Origin of the sequence: Mesorhizobium sp. LNHC209A00, assembly GCF_000502915.1 — a bacterium.
Taxonomy (GTDB): Bacteria; Pseudomonadota; Alphaproteobacteria; order Rhizobiales; family Rhizobiaceae; genus Mesorhizobium.
The window spans coordinates 12,642-26,920 of record NZ_AYWT01000008.1 but is presented as its reverse complement, the minus strand read 5'-3'; the positions used below and the strand labels follow the sequence as shown (position 1 = coordinate 26,920).

The 14,279-nt window shown below is 60.6% G+C and carries 12 protein-coding genes; 7 read left to right on the top strand and 5 right to left on the bottom strand.

Annotated elements, in window-relative coordinates:
* Nucleotides 1-31 precede the first annotated feature (31 nt).
* The 4 genes from X739_RS146455 to X739_RS146470 are packed head-to-tail and all read left to right on the top strand — an operon-like array spanning nt 32 to nt 4,775.
* Nucleotides 32-1,609 (top strand): ABC transporter ATP-binding protein, encoded by a 1,578-nt coding sequence (locus tag X739_RS146455; RefSeq protein ID WP_023773714.1) that lies wholly within the window; start codon nt 32-34, stop codon nt 1,607-1,609.
* Nucleotides 1,606-2,736, top strand: a complete 1,131-nt coding sequence (locus tag X739_RS146460) for an ABC transporter permease (protein WP_031248185.1) — start codon at nt 1,606-1,608, stop codon at nt 2,734-2,736. Before X739_RS146455 ends, X739_RS146460 begins: the two co-directional genes overlap by 4 nt.
* Nucleotides 2,736-3,656, top strand: coding sequence for an ABC transporter permease (locus X739_RS146465; RefSeq protein WP_031252133.1), 921 nt, complete (start codon nt 2,736-2,738; stop codon nt 3,654-3,656). Before X739_RS146460 ends, X739_RS146465 begins: the two co-directional genes overlap by 1 nt.
* Nucleotides 3,657-3,707: 51 nt before the next feature.
* Nucleotides 3,708-4,775, top strand: coding sequence for a BMP family ABC transporter substrate-binding protein (locus tag X739_RS146470; RefSeq protein WP_023795154.1), 1,068 nt, complete (start codon nt 3,708-3,710; stop codon nt 4,773-4,775).
* Nucleotides 4,776-4,853: 78 nt separating this feature from the next.
* On the opposite strand, the gene rimO is transcribed toward X739_RS146470, so the two are convergent.
* The 5 genes from rimO to X739_RS146490 form a co-directional block, all read right to left on the bottom strand.
* Nucleotides 4,854-6,167: a 30S ribosomal protein S12 methylthiotransferase RimO gene (gene rimO / locus X739_RS146475; RefSeq protein ID WP_023773710.1), complete on the bottom strand. Its 1,314-nt coding sequence runs from the start codon at nt 6,165-6,167 to the stop codon at nt 4,854-4,856.
* A gap of 158 nt (nt 6,168-6,325) precedes the next feature.
* On the bottom strand, nt 6,326-7,012 hold the full coding sequence (locus X739_RS146480; RefSeq protein WP_023773709.1) for a TerC family protein: 687 nt from the start codon (nt 7,010-7,012) through the stop codon (nt 6,326-6,328).
* A 184-nt stretch (nt 7,013-7,196) separates the two neighbouring features.
* The gene (locus tag X739_RS146485) at nt 7,197-7,604 is read right to left on the bottom strand and encodes a DUF930 domain-containing protein (RefSeq protein WP_032922542.1); all 408 of its coding nucleotides are present in this window, start codon (nt 7,602-7,604) and stop codon (nt 7,197-7,199) included.
* A gap of 72 nt (nt 7,605-7,676) precedes the next feature.
* On the bottom strand, nt 7,677-8,357 hold the full coding sequence (locus X739_RS0134780; RefSeq protein ID WP_031248184.1) for a DUF2161 domain-containing phosphodiesterase: 681 nt from the start codon (nt 8,355-8,357) through the stop codon (nt 7,677-7,679).
* Between the two features lie 96 nt (nt 8,358-8,453).
* Nucleotides 8,454-9,260: an alpha/beta hydrolase gene (locus X739_RS146490; RefSeq protein WP_023773707.1), complete on the bottom strand. Its 807-nt coding sequence runs from the start codon at nt 9,258-9,260 to the stop codon at nt 8,454-8,456.
* Nucleotides 9,261-9,590: 330 nt separating this feature from the next.
* Here X739_RS146490 and X739_RS146495 point away from each other — a divergent pair, with 330 nt between their 5' ends.
* The 3 genes from X739_RS146495 (at nt 9,591) to X739_RS146515 (ending at nt 13,785) form a co-directional block, all read left to right on the top strand.
* The gene (locus X739_RS146495) at nt 9,591-9,824 is read left to right on the top strand and encodes a hypothetical protein (protein WP_023784107.1); all 234 of its coding nucleotides are present in this window, start codon (nt 9,591-9,593) and stop codon (nt 9,822-9,824) included.
* A 2,487-nt stretch (nt 9,825-12,311) separates the two neighbouring features.
* Entirely contained in the window at nt 12,312-13,436 is a 1,125-nt protein-coding gene (locus X739_RS146510; protein WP_198019227.1) for an acyltransferase, read from the top strand.
* A 58-nt stretch (nt 13,437-13,494) separates the two neighbouring features.
* On the top strand, nt 13,495-13,785 hold the full coding sequence (locus X739_RS146515; RefSeq protein WP_023773701.1) for a hypothetical protein: 291 nt from the start codon (nt 13,495-13,497) through the stop codon (nt 13,783-13,785).
* Nucleotides 13,786-14,279: the final 494 nt, after the last annotated feature.

Genomic DNA, 14,279 nt, shown 5'->3' with positions numbered 1-14,279 from the left:
GCGGGAACACAGAACATGTCCGGTAATCCGGATGGGAGGCACTGTGAGTGCAAATCATGATGGGGCGAACCTGCTCGAGGTTCGTGGCCTGACCAAGATATTCGGCACGCTGACAGCGTGCGATCATGTCGATCTCAACATCGCCAAAGGTGAAATCCACGCTTTGCTCGGTGAGAACGGCGCCGGCAAATCGACACTGGTCAAGATGCTGTTCGGCTCGCTGGAACCCAATTCCGGCGACATTTTCTGGAACGGCCAGGCAGTGCGGATCACCAGCCCAGGCGTTGCCAAAAAGCTGGGCATCGGCATGGTTTTCCAGCATTTTTCGCTGTTCGAAGCCCTGACGGCCGCCGAGAACATCGCGCTGTCGTTGGATGACGGCTCGCCGATCGGCAGCATCGCGGCCAAGGCGAGGGCGCTTTCCTACAGCTATGGCCTGCCGCTCGATCCGGAATCGCTGGTCGGCGATCTGTCCGTCGGCGAGCGCCAGCGCATCGAGATTATCCGCTGCTTGCTGCAGACGCCACAGCTCATCATCCTGGACGAGCCGACATCGGTGCTGACCCCGCAGGAAGCGGACAAGCTGTTCGAGACGCTGGAACGCTTGCGCGCGGAAGGCAAATCGATCCTCTACATCTCGCACCGGCTTGAAGAGGTCAAACGCATCTGCGACCGCGCCACGGTGCTGCGGCACGGCAAGGTGGTTGGTCACTGCAACCCGCGCGAGGAGACAGCCTCATCGCTCGCCCGCATGATGGTCGGCAACGAAGTACAGGCCGTGGTGCGGGCGCCGGTCGAAGGGATCGAAACCGCGCAGCCGCTGCTCGAAATCCTCAACCTCAACCGCAAGCCGGCAACGCCGTTTTCGATTCCGCTCAAGAACATCAGCCTCAATGTCCGCGCTGGAGAGGTGATCGGCATTGCCGGTGTCGCCGGCAATGGCCAGGGCGAGTTCTTCGAATCCGTCTCCGGCGAGGTTTTGCAGCAGGATGCCGCTTCGGTGCGCATCCGCGGCAAGAACGCTGGCGGCCTCACCATTACCGGAAGGCGCCTGTTGGGGGCTGCGTTCGTGCCGGAGGAGCGTCTCGGCCATGGCGCCGCGCCGCGCATGAAGCTCTCGGAAAACCTACTGCTGTCGCGCCATGCCACGGACGGCAAGGCTTTTGTCGGCACCGGCGGCATGGTCAAGAGCGGCGCCGTCTATGCCGCCTCGCAACGCATCATCGAGGCGATGGATGTGCGCAAGAGCGCGCCGGATCCTGAAGCGGCAGCACTTTCGGGCGGCAATCTGCAGAAATTCATCGTCGGCCGCGAACTCGACCGCCGCCCAAGCGTGATGGTGGTGAACCAGCCGACATGGGGTGTCGACGCCGGTGCCGCCGCCCACATCCGTCAGGCTCTGATCGAACTGTCGCGCGGCGGATCGGCGGTGCTGGTGATCAGCCAGGATCTCGACGAGCTGTTCGAAATATCGGACGCGATCGCCGTCATGCACAATGGAGAATTGTCCAGGCCGATGCCGATCGCAGAAGCGACTTTCGAGAAGGTCGGCTTGCTGATGGGCGGCGCCGAGCCAGGCCACGCCGAACATACGCTGGAGACGGCATGATGCGCCTCGAACTCGTCAAACGCCCGCAGCGCTCGGCGCTGTTTTCGGCTCTGTCGCCGTTCATCGCCTTCGCGCTGACCATCATTGCCGGCGCGGTTCTGTTCGCGCTGCTCGGCGTCAATCCGCTGAATGCATTCCAGATCTATTTCATCGAGCCGGTCAGCCAGGTCTGGCAGTTGCATGAGCTGGCGATCAAGGCGGCGCCGCTGATCCTGATCGCTGTCGGCCTGTCGGTCTGCTACAAGGCCAACATCTGGAACATCGGCGCCGAGGGCCAGTTCATCTTCGGCGCGATCTTCGGCTCCATCATTCCCGTGCTGTTCCCGCAATTCGAAGGCCCGTTGGTGCTGCCGCTGATGCTTCTGCTCGGCATGGTCGGCGGTGCGGCCTACGCGGCGATCCCGGCCTTGCTGAAGACCCGGTTCAATACCAACGAGATCCTGACCAGCCTCATGCTGGTCTATGTCGCGCAGCTGTTCCTCGACTGGCTGGTGCGGGGTCCCTGGCGCGATCCGCAGGGCCACGGCTTTCCGCAGACGATCCAGTTCGGCGACTCGGCCGTGCTGCCGGAACTGATGCCTGATGCCGGACGCGCCAATTGGGGGTTTGTGTTCGCCCTGGTGGCCGCGGTGCTGATCTGGATCCTGATGGGCCGCATGCTCAAGGGCTTCGAGGTCCGCGTGCTGGGCTCCAGCCCGAGAGCAGGGCGCTTCGCCGGCTTCGGACTCAACCGCATGGTGTTCTTTGCCTTCCTGCTATCGGGAGCGCTGGCCGGCCTTGCCGGCATCTCTGAAGTCTCCGGCGCCATCGGGCAACTTCAGCCCGTAATTTCGCCCGGGTACGGCTTCACGGCTATCATCGTGGCATTCCTCGGCCGCCTCAATCCGCTCGGCATCGTCGCCGCGGGCCTGGTGCTGGCCCTGACCTATCTCGGTGGCGAGGCCGTGCAAAGCGCGCTCGGCATTTCCGACAAGGTGGCGAGGGTGTTCCAGGGCATGCTGCTGTTCTTCGTGCTTGGCTGCGACACGCTCATTCACTACCGCATTCGCTTGATCGGTCTGGCGCTGACGAAACAGGAAACGCCCGCGAAGCTCGAGACCGCGCCAAAGTTGAAGGAAGCCCGCTGATGGACATTACCGTCAACATCCTCCTGACCATCGCCACGGCGGCGACGCCGCTATTGATAGCGGCGATTGGCGAATTGGTGGTCGAACGTTCCGGCGTGCTCAACCTCGGTGTCGAAGGCATGATGGTCATGGGCGCCGTCGGCGGCTTCGGGGCTGGCTATCTGACGGGATCGCCCTGGATCGGCCTTTTGGCGGCGATCGTCGTGGGCGCGCTGTTCTCCTTGCTTTTTGCCGTGATGACGCTGTCGCTGGCCACCAACCAGGTGGCAACCGGCCTGTCACTGACGCTGCTTGGTCTCGGCCTTTCCGGCATGATGGGAACAGGCTTCGTTGGCCAGCCCGGCGTCAGGCTGCCCAATCTCGATATTCCCGGCCTCAGTTCCATTCCGATCGTGGGCAGGCTCTTTTTTGGCCAGGATCCGATCTTCTATATTTCGATCGCGCTGACGGCCGCGGTGATGTGGTTCCTGTTCAAGACGCGTACTGGCCTCACGCTGCGCTCGATTGGTGACAGCCATGCCTCGGCCCATGCGCTCGGCATCAAGGTCATCCGCTACCGCTATCTCTCGGTCATCTTCGGCGGTGCCTGCGCCGGTCTGGCCGGCGGGCATCTGTCGCTGGTGTATACGCCACAGTGGGTCGAGAACATGTCCGCGGGCCGCGGCTGGATCGCGCTCGCACTAGTGGTGTTCGCGTCATGGCGGCCATGGCGGGTGCTGGCCGGTGCCTACATCTTCGGCGCGGTGTGGATCGGCCAGCTTCATGCACAGGCTTTTGGCATTCCAGTGCCCTCGCAGATGCTTTCTTCTCTGCCCTATCTGGCAACCGTCGTGGTTCTCGTTCTAATCTCGCGCAACAAGCGTCTGACGATGATGAACACGCCGGCATCCCTGGGGCAGCCATTCGTTCCGGATCGTTGACAACAAGAACAAGACGGGAAGCTCCAAGGCTTAACTCAGAGAGGTAACACAATGAAAAAACTGCTTATTGCCCTGATGACGACGACAGCGGCTTTGTCGCTAGCCGCGTCCGCGGAGGCAGCCGACAAGTTGAAGGCCTGCTGGGTCTACACCGGCCCGATCGGCGATTTCGGCTATTCCTACCAGCACGACCAGGGCCGCCTCCAGGTCGAGAAGGCGCTTGGCGACAAGGTCGAGACTGCTTACCTGGAAAACGTCTCCGAAGGCCCCGATGCCGACCGTGCTTTCGAGCGCCTGGCGCGCGAAGGCTGCAAGATCATCTTCGGCACCTCGTTCGGCTTCATGGACGCCGAAGTGAAGGTCGCCAAGAAGTTTCCCAAGGTGATGTTCGAGCACGCCACCGGCTATAAGACCGGGGACAATCTCGGCATCTACAATGCCCGCTTCTATGAAGGCCGCTATGTGCTCGGCCAGATCGCCGCCAAGGAATCGAAGTCCGGCGTCGCCGGCTACATCGTCTCCTTCCCGATCCCGGAAGTGGTGATGGGGATCAACTCCTTCATGCTCGGCGCGCAGTCGATCAATCCGAACTTCAAGGCCAAGATCGTCTGGGTCAATTCGTGGTTCGATCCGGGCAAGGAAGCCGACGCCGCCAAGGCGCTGTTCGACCAGGGCGCCGACATCATCGTCCAGCACACCGACTCGACCGCTGCCCTGCAGGTGGCCGAGGAGCGCAAGCTGCACGGCTTCGGCCAGTCGTCCGATATGATCAAGTTCGCGCCCAACGCGCAGCTGACCTCGCTGACCGACGAATGGGGGCCCTACTATATCAGCCGCGTGCAGGCAGCCATCGACGGCAGCTGGAAGCCGGACAATGTCTGGCTCGGCATCAAGGACGGCGCGGTCAAGCTCGCGCCGTACACCAACATGCCAGACGACGTGAAGGCGATGGCCGAAGCGACCGAAAAGAAGATCGCCGGAGGCTGGAACCCCTTCACCGGGCCGATCGCCAAGCAGGACGGCTCGGCATGGCTGAAGGACGGCGAAGTCGCCGACGACGGGACGCTGCTCGGCATGAATTTCTACGTCAAGGGCGTCGACGACAAGCTGCCGCAATAGACAGCACGCCACGTCTCGATTGGGAGAGGGCGCCGCGAGGCGCCCTTTTTCATTTGGATGGACAACTTGACGGAAGGCTCAGACAGCCGAGCCGTAGAGGTCGTAAGCGTCCGCACGCTCGATCTTGACGGTGACGATGTCGCCGGCGCGCATCGGGCGGCGCGACTGGATATGGACCGAGCCATCGATCTCGGGCGCATCATATTTGGTGCGACCCTTTGCCGATTTGCCGTGCGCTTCGTCGATCAGCACCGGCAGACGCTTGCCGACCTTCCTGGCCAGCTGCGCTGCCGAGATCTTCTGCTGGCGCTGCATGAAGCGATGCCAGCGCGCTTCCTTGATCTCCTGCGGCACCTGCTCGAGCCCGAGCTCGTTGGAGCGGGCGCCTCTGACCGGCTCGTATTTGAAGCAACCGGCGCGATCGATTTTCGCTTCATCCAGCCAATCGAGTAGCATCTCGAAGTCGTCATCCGTTTCGCCGGGGAAGCCCACGATGAAGGTCGAGCGGATGGCGAGATCCGGGCACACGTCGCGCCAGCCGCGAATGCGCTCGAGCGTCTTTTCGCCATGGGCGGGCCGGCGCATGTTCTTCAGCACCTGTGGCGAGGCATGCTGGAAGGGGATGTCCAGGTAAGGAAGGATTTTTCCTTCGGCCATCAGCGGGATGACGTCGGCGACATGCGGATAGGGATAGACATAATGCATGCGCACCCAGATGCCGAGCTTGCCCAATTCCTCCGAGAGGTCGAGGAATTTCGCCCGCACTTCGCGGTCGCCGAACATGGACGTCTGGTACTTGATGTCGATGCCGTAGGCGCTGGTATCCTGCGAGATGACGAGCAGTTCCTTGACGCCGGCATTGGCCAGTTTCTCGGCTTCGCGCAGCACATCGGCGGCCGGCCGCGAGACGAGATCGCCGCGCAGTGCCGGAATGATACAGAAGGTGCAACGGTTGTTGCAGCCTTCCGAAATCTTCAAATAGGCGTAATGGCGTGGCGTCAGCTTGACGCCTTGCGGCGGCAGCAGGTCGATGTAGGGATCGTGTGAGGGAGGGGCTGCCTCATGGACGGCGGCCATCACGCTCTCATAGGCCTGCGGGCCGGTGATCGCCAGCACGTTGGGGTGCCTCTCGCGGATCACGTCCGGCTCTGCGCCGAGACAGCCGGTGACGATGACCCTGCCGTTTTCCGACAATGCCGAGCCGATGGCGTTGAGCGACTCGTCGCGGGCGGAGTCGAGAAAGCCACAGGTGTTGACGACAACGAGATCGGCGCCGTCGTGCTTGCGGGCGATCTCGTAGCCCTCGGCCCGCAGACGCGTGATGATGCGCTCGGAATCGACAAGGGCTTTGGGACATCCGAGACTGACGAAGCTGACGCGCGGGGCGGACATGGGCAATTTTCCAATGGACGCGAACCGGAAACACCGATCCGGCCCGCAGTCTCAACATATGACGGTTTGCATGGCTCCTGGCAGGAGCTCAATTCGGGCGGCGCAATAGCACGGCTTGCTCAATCAGGCAAACGGAGCCCCGCGGCCCGGCATGTGTGTCAGTGCCCGCTTGACCCGAACCAGGGTGACAGGAAGGCGAAATGATCGGGGAATTGCTGCACGGCCCCGTCCAGCAGCATCTTGACCGCGACATAGAGGATGATGACCAGGCCGATATAGGCAATCCAGCGGTATTTGTGCAGCAAGCGCGCGACGAACGACGCGGCAAAACCCATCAACGCGATCGACAGCGCCAGTCCGACAATCAGCACCGTCGGATGGTTCATAGCCGCTCCCGCGACGGCCAGAACATTGTCGAGCGACATCGAGACGTCGGCAATGACGATCTGCCAGGCGGCCTGCGAGAAGGTTTTGCTCGGCCCCTTGCCGCCAATGACGCCATCCTTGTCGAAGTCGCCGTTCGACAGCGCTTCGGTGGCGTCGCGCTCATCGTCGTGGCTGACACGCAATTCGCGCCACATCTTCCAGCAAACCCACAGCAAAAGCAGGCCGCCGCCGATAAGCAGCATGGGACCAATGGTCAGCAGCCATTGCGTGATCAGGGCGAAGAAAATGCGAAGAACGGTAGCCGCCGCGATGCCGACAAGAATGGCTCGCTGACGCTGGCTGGCCGGCAGGCCGGCCGCGGCAAGGCCGATAACGATGGCATTGTCGCCCGCGAGCGCAAGGTCGATGGCGATGACCTGAAGGAGAGCCGAAAAGCCCGCGGCGGTAAATATTTCCATCGACATGGAAGCCCTTCGTCGAGTGTTCGTCGTCGATCGTCCGAACGGGCCTAAAGGCATGGTCCACTGGCGTCAAGTCGCGGCAACGGGCAACGCTGGAAACCATTTTCGTGGCGGTGGACTTACAGGAGGTTCTCAACAGCCGCCGCGCGCAAGCCAGAGACGGTCGCAAGCTCGCGAGAACCTAATCGTAGAGATTGTATTTCGGCCAGTCGGCTTCCGGAATCTCGTCCCCGATCCGATAGCGGAGCTGGAGAACTTCCATATGATCCGGCCCCGTCTGGCATTTGAACTTCAGCCGGTACCACTGCCCCTTGCTGCGGAACGCCGCACCGGAGCTCCGAATTGCGTCGGCGCTCATCTCCGGCGTCGCGAAGGCGTAAGCGACGACGCGGTCGGCCTTGAACTTGCGATCATCGTGGGTGATCCGGTCCAGGATTTCGGCATCGCAACGCTGTTCGAGGCGAGTTTGCGGGTCAAGTTTCATCAGCCCGGCGCGCAAGGCGTTGTCCATCGCACTGGCCGGAAAAGCCAGCGTCAGGGACGCAATGGCCATCATGCAGAGTGTCTTCATGGGCGGGACAAGCAACATGTTTTGTCTGAAGAATCAACCAATAGCGGCGGTTCATGCTCGGCAAACCCGGTATTCAGAGGTCCGGCGCAATCAAAATCTCGTGTCGGCCTTCATCTGCTCGACCTGCGGCCAACGCATCAAGGAGGCGCGGCCGGCGTCGGTGAGGTCGTAGACGCCGCGATCGACGCGCGCGAACCAGCCATAGACATTGTGCTGCAGAATTTTCGGCGCGAGCGGCGTCAACGCCTTCAGATCGCGCGGGCGCTTGGGTCCGTCCGCCAACGCCGCGGCGCAGGTGAGGGCGCTCTGCCGGTAGGCGGTCATGATCGGAGTGCGCGATCCGCCGCCAGCGACAGGATCGCCGCGGCGGCGCTGGTGCTCGTCGACGAGGCGAGAACGCCGTCGCGCATTTTTGCGCGGCGCCGGGGCGACCGGAGTGACAAGCACTTCGACCCTATCATTGGCGGTCACGCCGAGCAGGCCGAAGCCAAGCCGGCGACAGAGATTGCGAAACCTGGCATCGCTTTCGCGTCCCTTGCCCCGCGCCGACATGCGCGCCGCCAGCCAAACTTCATCGCAAGCAGCCGCACGGTCGACGCCTTGCAGAACCAGTTCGAGATTGAACTGCAGCTTCAGCTCGCAGATGACGACAATCGGCGGCTCTCCCTCGCGCAAAGCGACGATGTCGCAACCACCGATTTCCCCTTTCACGACGAAGTCGAGGTTTTCGAGGAAACGCTTCACCGGCGCGTAGAGTGAGGTCTCGTTCATAGCGCAAGGTCTAGCTGATTCGAGATGAAAAGCCTCGCAGGCGAATGGTGGCGCGTGCCTGCCCAGAGCCGGATTTCGGAAGCGATGCGGCAGGGCTCAACAATGAATTTTTGCCAGGAAGGCCAACAGCGCACGATTGAACTGGTCGGGACGCTGCAAGGGCGCGAAGTGACTGACGCCAGGCAGCACGATCAATTCCGATGCCGGTATGCTGCGGGCCAGGTAGATCGCGTGCTCGTCCTTGATGAATTCGTCGTGCTCGCTTTGGACAACCGCAACGGGCGCGCGAACCTCTCGCAACTGGGCGGCGCCATAGTTGGGTTCGCTCTTCATCATCAGGCCCACAGCTTCGACAAACGCGTCGAATTCACCTGGCGTGGCCGACAGCTCGGCATAGTCCTTTTTGTGCCGGCCGAAACACCGCTCGATGACCGGAGTGGCCTCAAAATCCTTCGTGCCGCTGGGATCCATATTGCAGCCGAAGAAGAACACGCCCGCGATCCGATCGGCGGCCTTCATGCCAAGGATCAGGGCAACGCAGGCGCCATCGCTCCAGCCCACCGCGATAGCCTTGTTCAATTGCAGGCGTTCCATTACCGCCAGGACATCCGAAGCCATCAGTTCGTATTTGTATGGCCGTTCGTCGCGGGTGCTGCGCCCATGGCCGCGACTGTCGATGGTGACGACCTGATAACCGTGCTTGACCAAAGCAGGGACTTGAAATCCCCAATTGCCGCTATGGCCAAGGCCACCATGCAACAGGATCACGGGATAACCCGTCCCAAACGTCGCGTACCAGATCCTTGCACCCTCGTGCTCGACCTGGCCTTCATCCGCCGCAGCCGGCAAAGGAGCGGCGCCATTCGCTTCGAATTTCGCCAGGTCGTCGTCGCGATAATCCATTGCCTAACAGCCTCCAAACGCGCACGCCTAGATTTACCGTCGGCAACCGCCAATACCAACCCGCGAGGGAATTTCTGCTGCCATCAAGCGACACGACAGGGGCGTTTGCATTGCCGTGCTCATGGCTTGCCATGTGACAAACGCACTCGCCGGGGGTCACATCCTAGTCGCGATCTGGCGCTACTTGGTCGGCGCGCGCTTGTCGAACGCAGCTCAACGCGGGTCCTCCCAGGACAAACCCCGGCGGGGTTTTTCATTTTCAGAACCATATTGTCGGTCGCGAGTTGTCCTTGCTATCGTGGCATTGCGGTCAGCACAGGGACGCCCATCATGGATGCAAGCGAAATGAGTGCGATCGGCGATACCCTCATGAGGATCGTCACGCCCGACATGTCTCCCAAGCAGCTTGTCAAAGCTGCCCGGAAAGCGCACCCCAAGGCCTCCAAGAAGGATATTGCGAGAGCAGCCTTCTTTTCGATCATCGCAAACGCCGACCGGGACATCGGCAAGGCCAGGAACCTGCAGGCGTTTGCCATCGCGGAGCGCACACAGCAGTCCGACTGAGCAAGGTGGCGACCTTCGCTTTGTGCAACATGCGGGCGGCCCGGCGAGGAGGGGTGGGACGCCGCCGGGCCTGACCAGCGGTGTTGGGTTGGGATGATTACCCGCCAGCTTGACCGTTAATACGCCAGCTTCCAGAAACGGCATCATTCAAACGGCGGAGACGGCCGGGCTGCATCAACCGTCGGGGCCACCAGACGAACGCGCGCAACGAAAAGCGGCTTCAAAAACCGAGCGAAAAAATCTGGCTGATATGTCTCCGGCTAAAAGCCAAATAGCAAACGCCAATCGTTCGCAGCCGGGGCGGAGCGGTCGCGGCGGCTGTCGATCTGTTGTTTTGGTAGCTTGGAGATGTCCCCTCAACTCCTAGCCGAATCGCCCGCCGCGCTCCTCCCGGAGGCGGCGGGCTTTGCTTTGTTGGAACCCGAGCCCCCCGACTTTGTTTTGGTTCGAGAACAGGAGGCGCATGTGGAGCCGAAGTCATCACGCGAAGTGCCAGGTCCAGAACCCCGCAAGGACCGAGGAAGGGACACCCGAAAAGCGGTTGCCGAAACACCTGACAAGACCAATGACTGGGACCGTGACGCCGTGCATGGAGATGGCGACACGATCGACATTCAGCCTGAGCCGGGCGTGGAGTCGAAATAGCCGTCTACGGTTGGGGTCGTCCCCGCAACCAACTTCGCCGCCCATCGTTGACCTATGCTGGTTGATCCCAGCACTCCAGAACTTGCCCGCCGGTTCCCACCTGGCGGGCCTTTTGCTGGGTGGGTTGGAAAATATGTGCCGGTCATGAAGGTGCGGGACTGGTCGGCTTACCCTGCTGTCGGTTCCCCCCTTTTGAATTGCCTCCTGCCCCGGCTGAAGGCCCTTTTTGCATGCCACGCGGCCTGGAGCTGCCGCCATCGGAAACAGCCGGGAAACAATGCGGTCGGCACGGCGATAGTTCAGACGGACCAAGCGATTGCCATAGCATCGCAGTTGGCCGTGCCACATCATCACAATGACGGACGACGTACCCTGCCATATGTGAAAAGCTTGACAGGTCGCACGAGGGGAATGGCCGGTGAAGGATCAAATTGTCGGATCATTTCGACACCATCCGAAGCCTAAATGCATCGCGTGGATCGCAGCGTCCGCAACGCTGGAAACGGAGCGAACCGAGCGAGACGCCAAGACTGCTGGCCTCAGGCGATTGAGGGCTTACTCGGAATGGCTCGTTCGCGACGATCTAGCCTCGATGCGCGATCAGATAGACTGCTCGGCTCTTCTGTAGAGTGGTTAGCCGGCTGTAGCACGGCTCACGCTTGCGAGAGAGATTTAGCAGAACTCGCTGCTATAGCGCTTCCCATTGCCGTTTGCCGGGCTGTCTGGGCGCTGGCGATGCCATCGAAGGCGCATTCCATGCTCAGAGCATCAATCGAAACGGATTCGCTATCAGTCTTCTGTTTGTCACGCTGAGCGGGCTGGCTCCGCCCGGCGGGCTTTTTTGGCCCTTATGAGGTCCTGCGGTTTTTTGAACCAGGCGCAAAAGGTGGAATGGTGCGGAACGGTGGATGTCGTTCGTTCTAGTTGCAACAACTGCAGTAACGGTTGATTCAACCATTGCTGGTATTTATTCATCGTATGGTGGCGGCTCCGACAGTGCGGCGGGGGCTGGGTTGCCGGAGCCGCCTGCGCAGTCCGGTTGGGATTTGACCGCGCTGTCTCAGAATAGGACAGCGCGGTCAACGATTCGTTAATCGTGACAGTTTCGCCGGCCGGGCGTCAGCAGTAACCTGTAACTTGCGACGTTTAGCAATGACCGCCTTGGACGCAATGGAACGATTCCGTGTTTCGGCAGCGGCCCGCCGGCTTGGATTTCTCCCGTTTTATTGCACTCTCGCCTCAACCCTCTCAAGGCACTGAACGGGAATATCAGGCCATGTCGCCTTGGCGCATTCCGATGCCGTAACGGCCACCACGGGCTCGCCTCGCACACTGGCCGCTTGGGTGGGCGTGGATGCAAGGAGGAATGTTTGCGTTAGCAGGGCTGACAAGGCTGCAACTTGAACAAGCACGGCGGCAAAGGCGATTTTCTTGAGCATGCCGAGAGAACGCGGTGGATAGCTACCGGTTCCCTGTGCCCACCACGCTCAAAGTCAACGTGGATGGTGACCGCGAGGCGCTTTGCGGCACTTGCGGTCACCCCTTATCGGCATCCCTCAAATCGGCCCAGATGCCCGTCTCGAACTCGACCATGGCCCCGGCAGATGATTTGGTGAAGGTCTTTTGGTACCACCGCAGCGGGATAGCGGTGGTCCCTATCTGATTCATAGACGTTGTGGCGGAGGGAGTGTCTTCTAAACCTCAGTCCTTCAACGTTTGCTGATATACACGCGACGACAACCATTCGAGCGGTAGCCCAGGCTTCCTTCGGAACAAGCACATGTACAGCGCATGGTCTGCTGCGGGCTAGACGGGTTCGCTAAATGCCGATATTTCAAGCACATGGATAGCGAATCTTATCGCAGTAACGCTCTCGACGGTCTCCGTGGCATTGCTGCGACGTCGGTGATTTTTTACCACGCAATCCTTCACCATCAGGTTCTAATAGATACTATTCTAATCCCGCCGATCCAGAGCCTAAGTACCTTTGGCGACGTAGCGACCAAGATAGTACTTGCGGCGGTCAACGGAAACAGCGCAGTCTTGCTGTTCTTTGTTCTTAGCGGGTTTGTGCTCCGGCTGTCGCTGGAGCGAGACAAAGCTAGGCCGATCGTGGTGGTTGTCAATTTTGTCGTTCGTCGGCTATGTCGGCTCTACCCCGCCATGTTCTTCTGCATGGGCTGTTTCCTTGCGGTAGCGATTCTCTATCAGCAGCTAGGTTGGGCAGGCTTTCCGGTACCTAACCTCGGGGCTGCGCTCGTAAATGCTTCGCTTTTCAAGATTACGTGGCACGGCCCGTCAGGCACCATTCAAGCAGAGTTTCTGGCGGTACCCTTCATCTTGGCTGCGTTCTTCATTGGTCGAACATTCGGTCCGATCGCCGTGCTCGCCTGCGTCGCTTATTCGATCTTTGCCTTCGGCAATCCGGCAATGGTCTTGTGGGCTCCAAACATGCACAGCTGGCTGTCCGCATTCATGGTCGGAATGCTCGTCGCTGATAAGCGGCTGAAGCCGTTCTTCTCGGAGATGACGGGGCCAGCACTTGTTTTGCTTTGTGTAGGCTTCTTCGTCCTGAGAGCTGCAACCGACATGAATGGCATCCAGAGCGCCGTAGGGCAAACCGCGCTCTGCGGCGCTCTGGTCGGCGCAGTTTACTACGCGTCGCCGAAGTTGGCCGTCGTCCGCTTTTTGAACTGGCATCCGGTCCTGTTTTTGGGCCGCATCAGCTACAGCCTTTATCTGCTTAACGTCATATGGCTATTTGTCGCCTGGTCGATTGTTGTTCCACTCGGCGTGGAAACGACGCACCCGCTTTTTACCGGCATGGTTGTTGGGACCGTGGTCCTACTACTCACGATCCCGCTGGCAGCTTTCTCGGAGCGCTTGTTTGAACAAGGCGGCGTTTGGCTCGGGCAGAGGCTGACAATCCGACAACCGGCGAAAAATCTGGCATTCCTGCCGGCTTAGGTAACGGCATCGCCAGAACATGGAGTGCATCGGACGCGACTGAGGGAAGCTAAAGGCCATGTCATTCACCGCCTTCCAGACCAATGCGTTTCAGAACGACGCCTTCCAGACGGTGTTCCAGGTGCCGCTCTACCCGGGCGACGGCGGGCGCGCCGGCTATTATCGCCGCCCGCTCAAATACGTTCGCGACGGCCAGGTCGTCGACCTCAGCGGCACCGCCACGCCGACCACCGATGAAATCATCGGCTCCTTTGAACTGACGCCGGCAATCATGGCCGCGGATCTCCGATCTGGACTACCGCGGAAATTGAAAAGTGTCGGTCGCTTTATCCTGACTACAAGGCGATGAGGAAGGCGCTCCCTCATCGCACCCTAGAAGCGTTGAAGCATCGCTGCCGAGCCGAAAACCTAACTATCAAGCGGCACATATGGACGGCTCGGGAAGACACACAGTTTAGAAAAATGTACCGCACCGCCAGTGCCGAAGAAATGCGTAAGGCGTTCCCACACACGGGGTCTAGAGTGCTGCGCGACCGAGGGGCGCGGCTAGGACTGGTCCGACCGCAGCACCGGAAACCCTCTTCTCGACGCAGTACGAGAGCGCAGCAGGCATCAGGGCTTTACAATGGTAGATCTTGACCACTACGCTCGAGCGCGCGGCTATTTCAAACGAAAAAATTGGAACGGGTCCCGAGGCTTCATAAACTACGCCGCCATAGTCCGCGCCGTTCGCGTCCTTGGCGGAACGCTCAGCGTCCAATGGGGTGATGAATGAGCGCGTTCTTTCGCAAGCGAATCGAAGCGCGATCAAGCACCTGTTCACACGCTTGCTCAGATGGATGG

Bases quoted from the DNA above. Each gene is read 5' to 3' on its own strand.
- X739_RS146455 (WP_023773714.1), top strand. From the start codon at position 32: ATGGGAGGCACTGTGAGTGCAAATCATGATGGGGCGAACCTGCTCGAG.
- X739_RS146460 (WP_031248185.1), top strand. From the start codon at position 1,606: ATGATGCGCCTCGAACTCGTCAAACGCCCGCAGCGCTCGGCGCTGTTT.
- X739_RS146465 (WP_031252133.1), top strand. From the start codon at position 2,736: ATGGACATTACCGTCAACATCCTCCTGACCATCGCCACGGCGGCGACG.
- X739_RS146470 (WP_023795154.1), top strand. From the start codon at position 3,708: ATGAAAAAACTGCTTATTGCCCTGATGACGACGACAGCGGCTTTGTCG.
- rimO (WP_023773710.1), bottom strand. From the start codon at position 6,167: ATGTCCGCCCCGCGCGTCAGCTTCGTCAGTCTCGGATGTCCCAAAGCC.
- X739_RS146480 (WP_023773709.1), bottom strand. From the start codon at position 7,012: ATGGAAATATTTACCGCCGCGGGCTTTTCGGCTCTCCTTCAGGTCATC.
- X739_RS146485 (WP_032922542.1), bottom strand. From the start codon at position 7,604: ATGTTGCTTGTCCCGCCCATGAAGACACTCTGCATGATGGCCATTGCG.
- X739_RS0134780 (WP_031248184.1), bottom strand. From the start codon at position 8,357: ATGAACGAGACCTCACTCTACGCGCCGGTGAAGCGTTTCCTCGAAAAC.
- X739_RS146490 (WP_023773707.1), bottom strand. From the start codon at position 9,260: ATGGATTATCGCGACGACGACCTGGCGAAATTCGAAGCGAATGGCGCC.
- X739_RS146495 (WP_023784107.1), top strand. From the start codon at position 9,591: ATGGATGCAAGCGAAATGAGTGCGATCGGCGATACCCTCATGAGGATC.
- X739_RS146510 (WP_198019227.1), top strand. From the start codon at position 12,312: ATGGATAGCGAATCTTATCGCAGTAACGCTCTCGACGGTCTCCGTGGC.
- X739_RS146515 (WP_023773701.1), top strand. From the start codon at position 13,495: ATGTCATTCACCGCCTTCCAGACCAATGCGTTTCAGAACGACGCCTTC.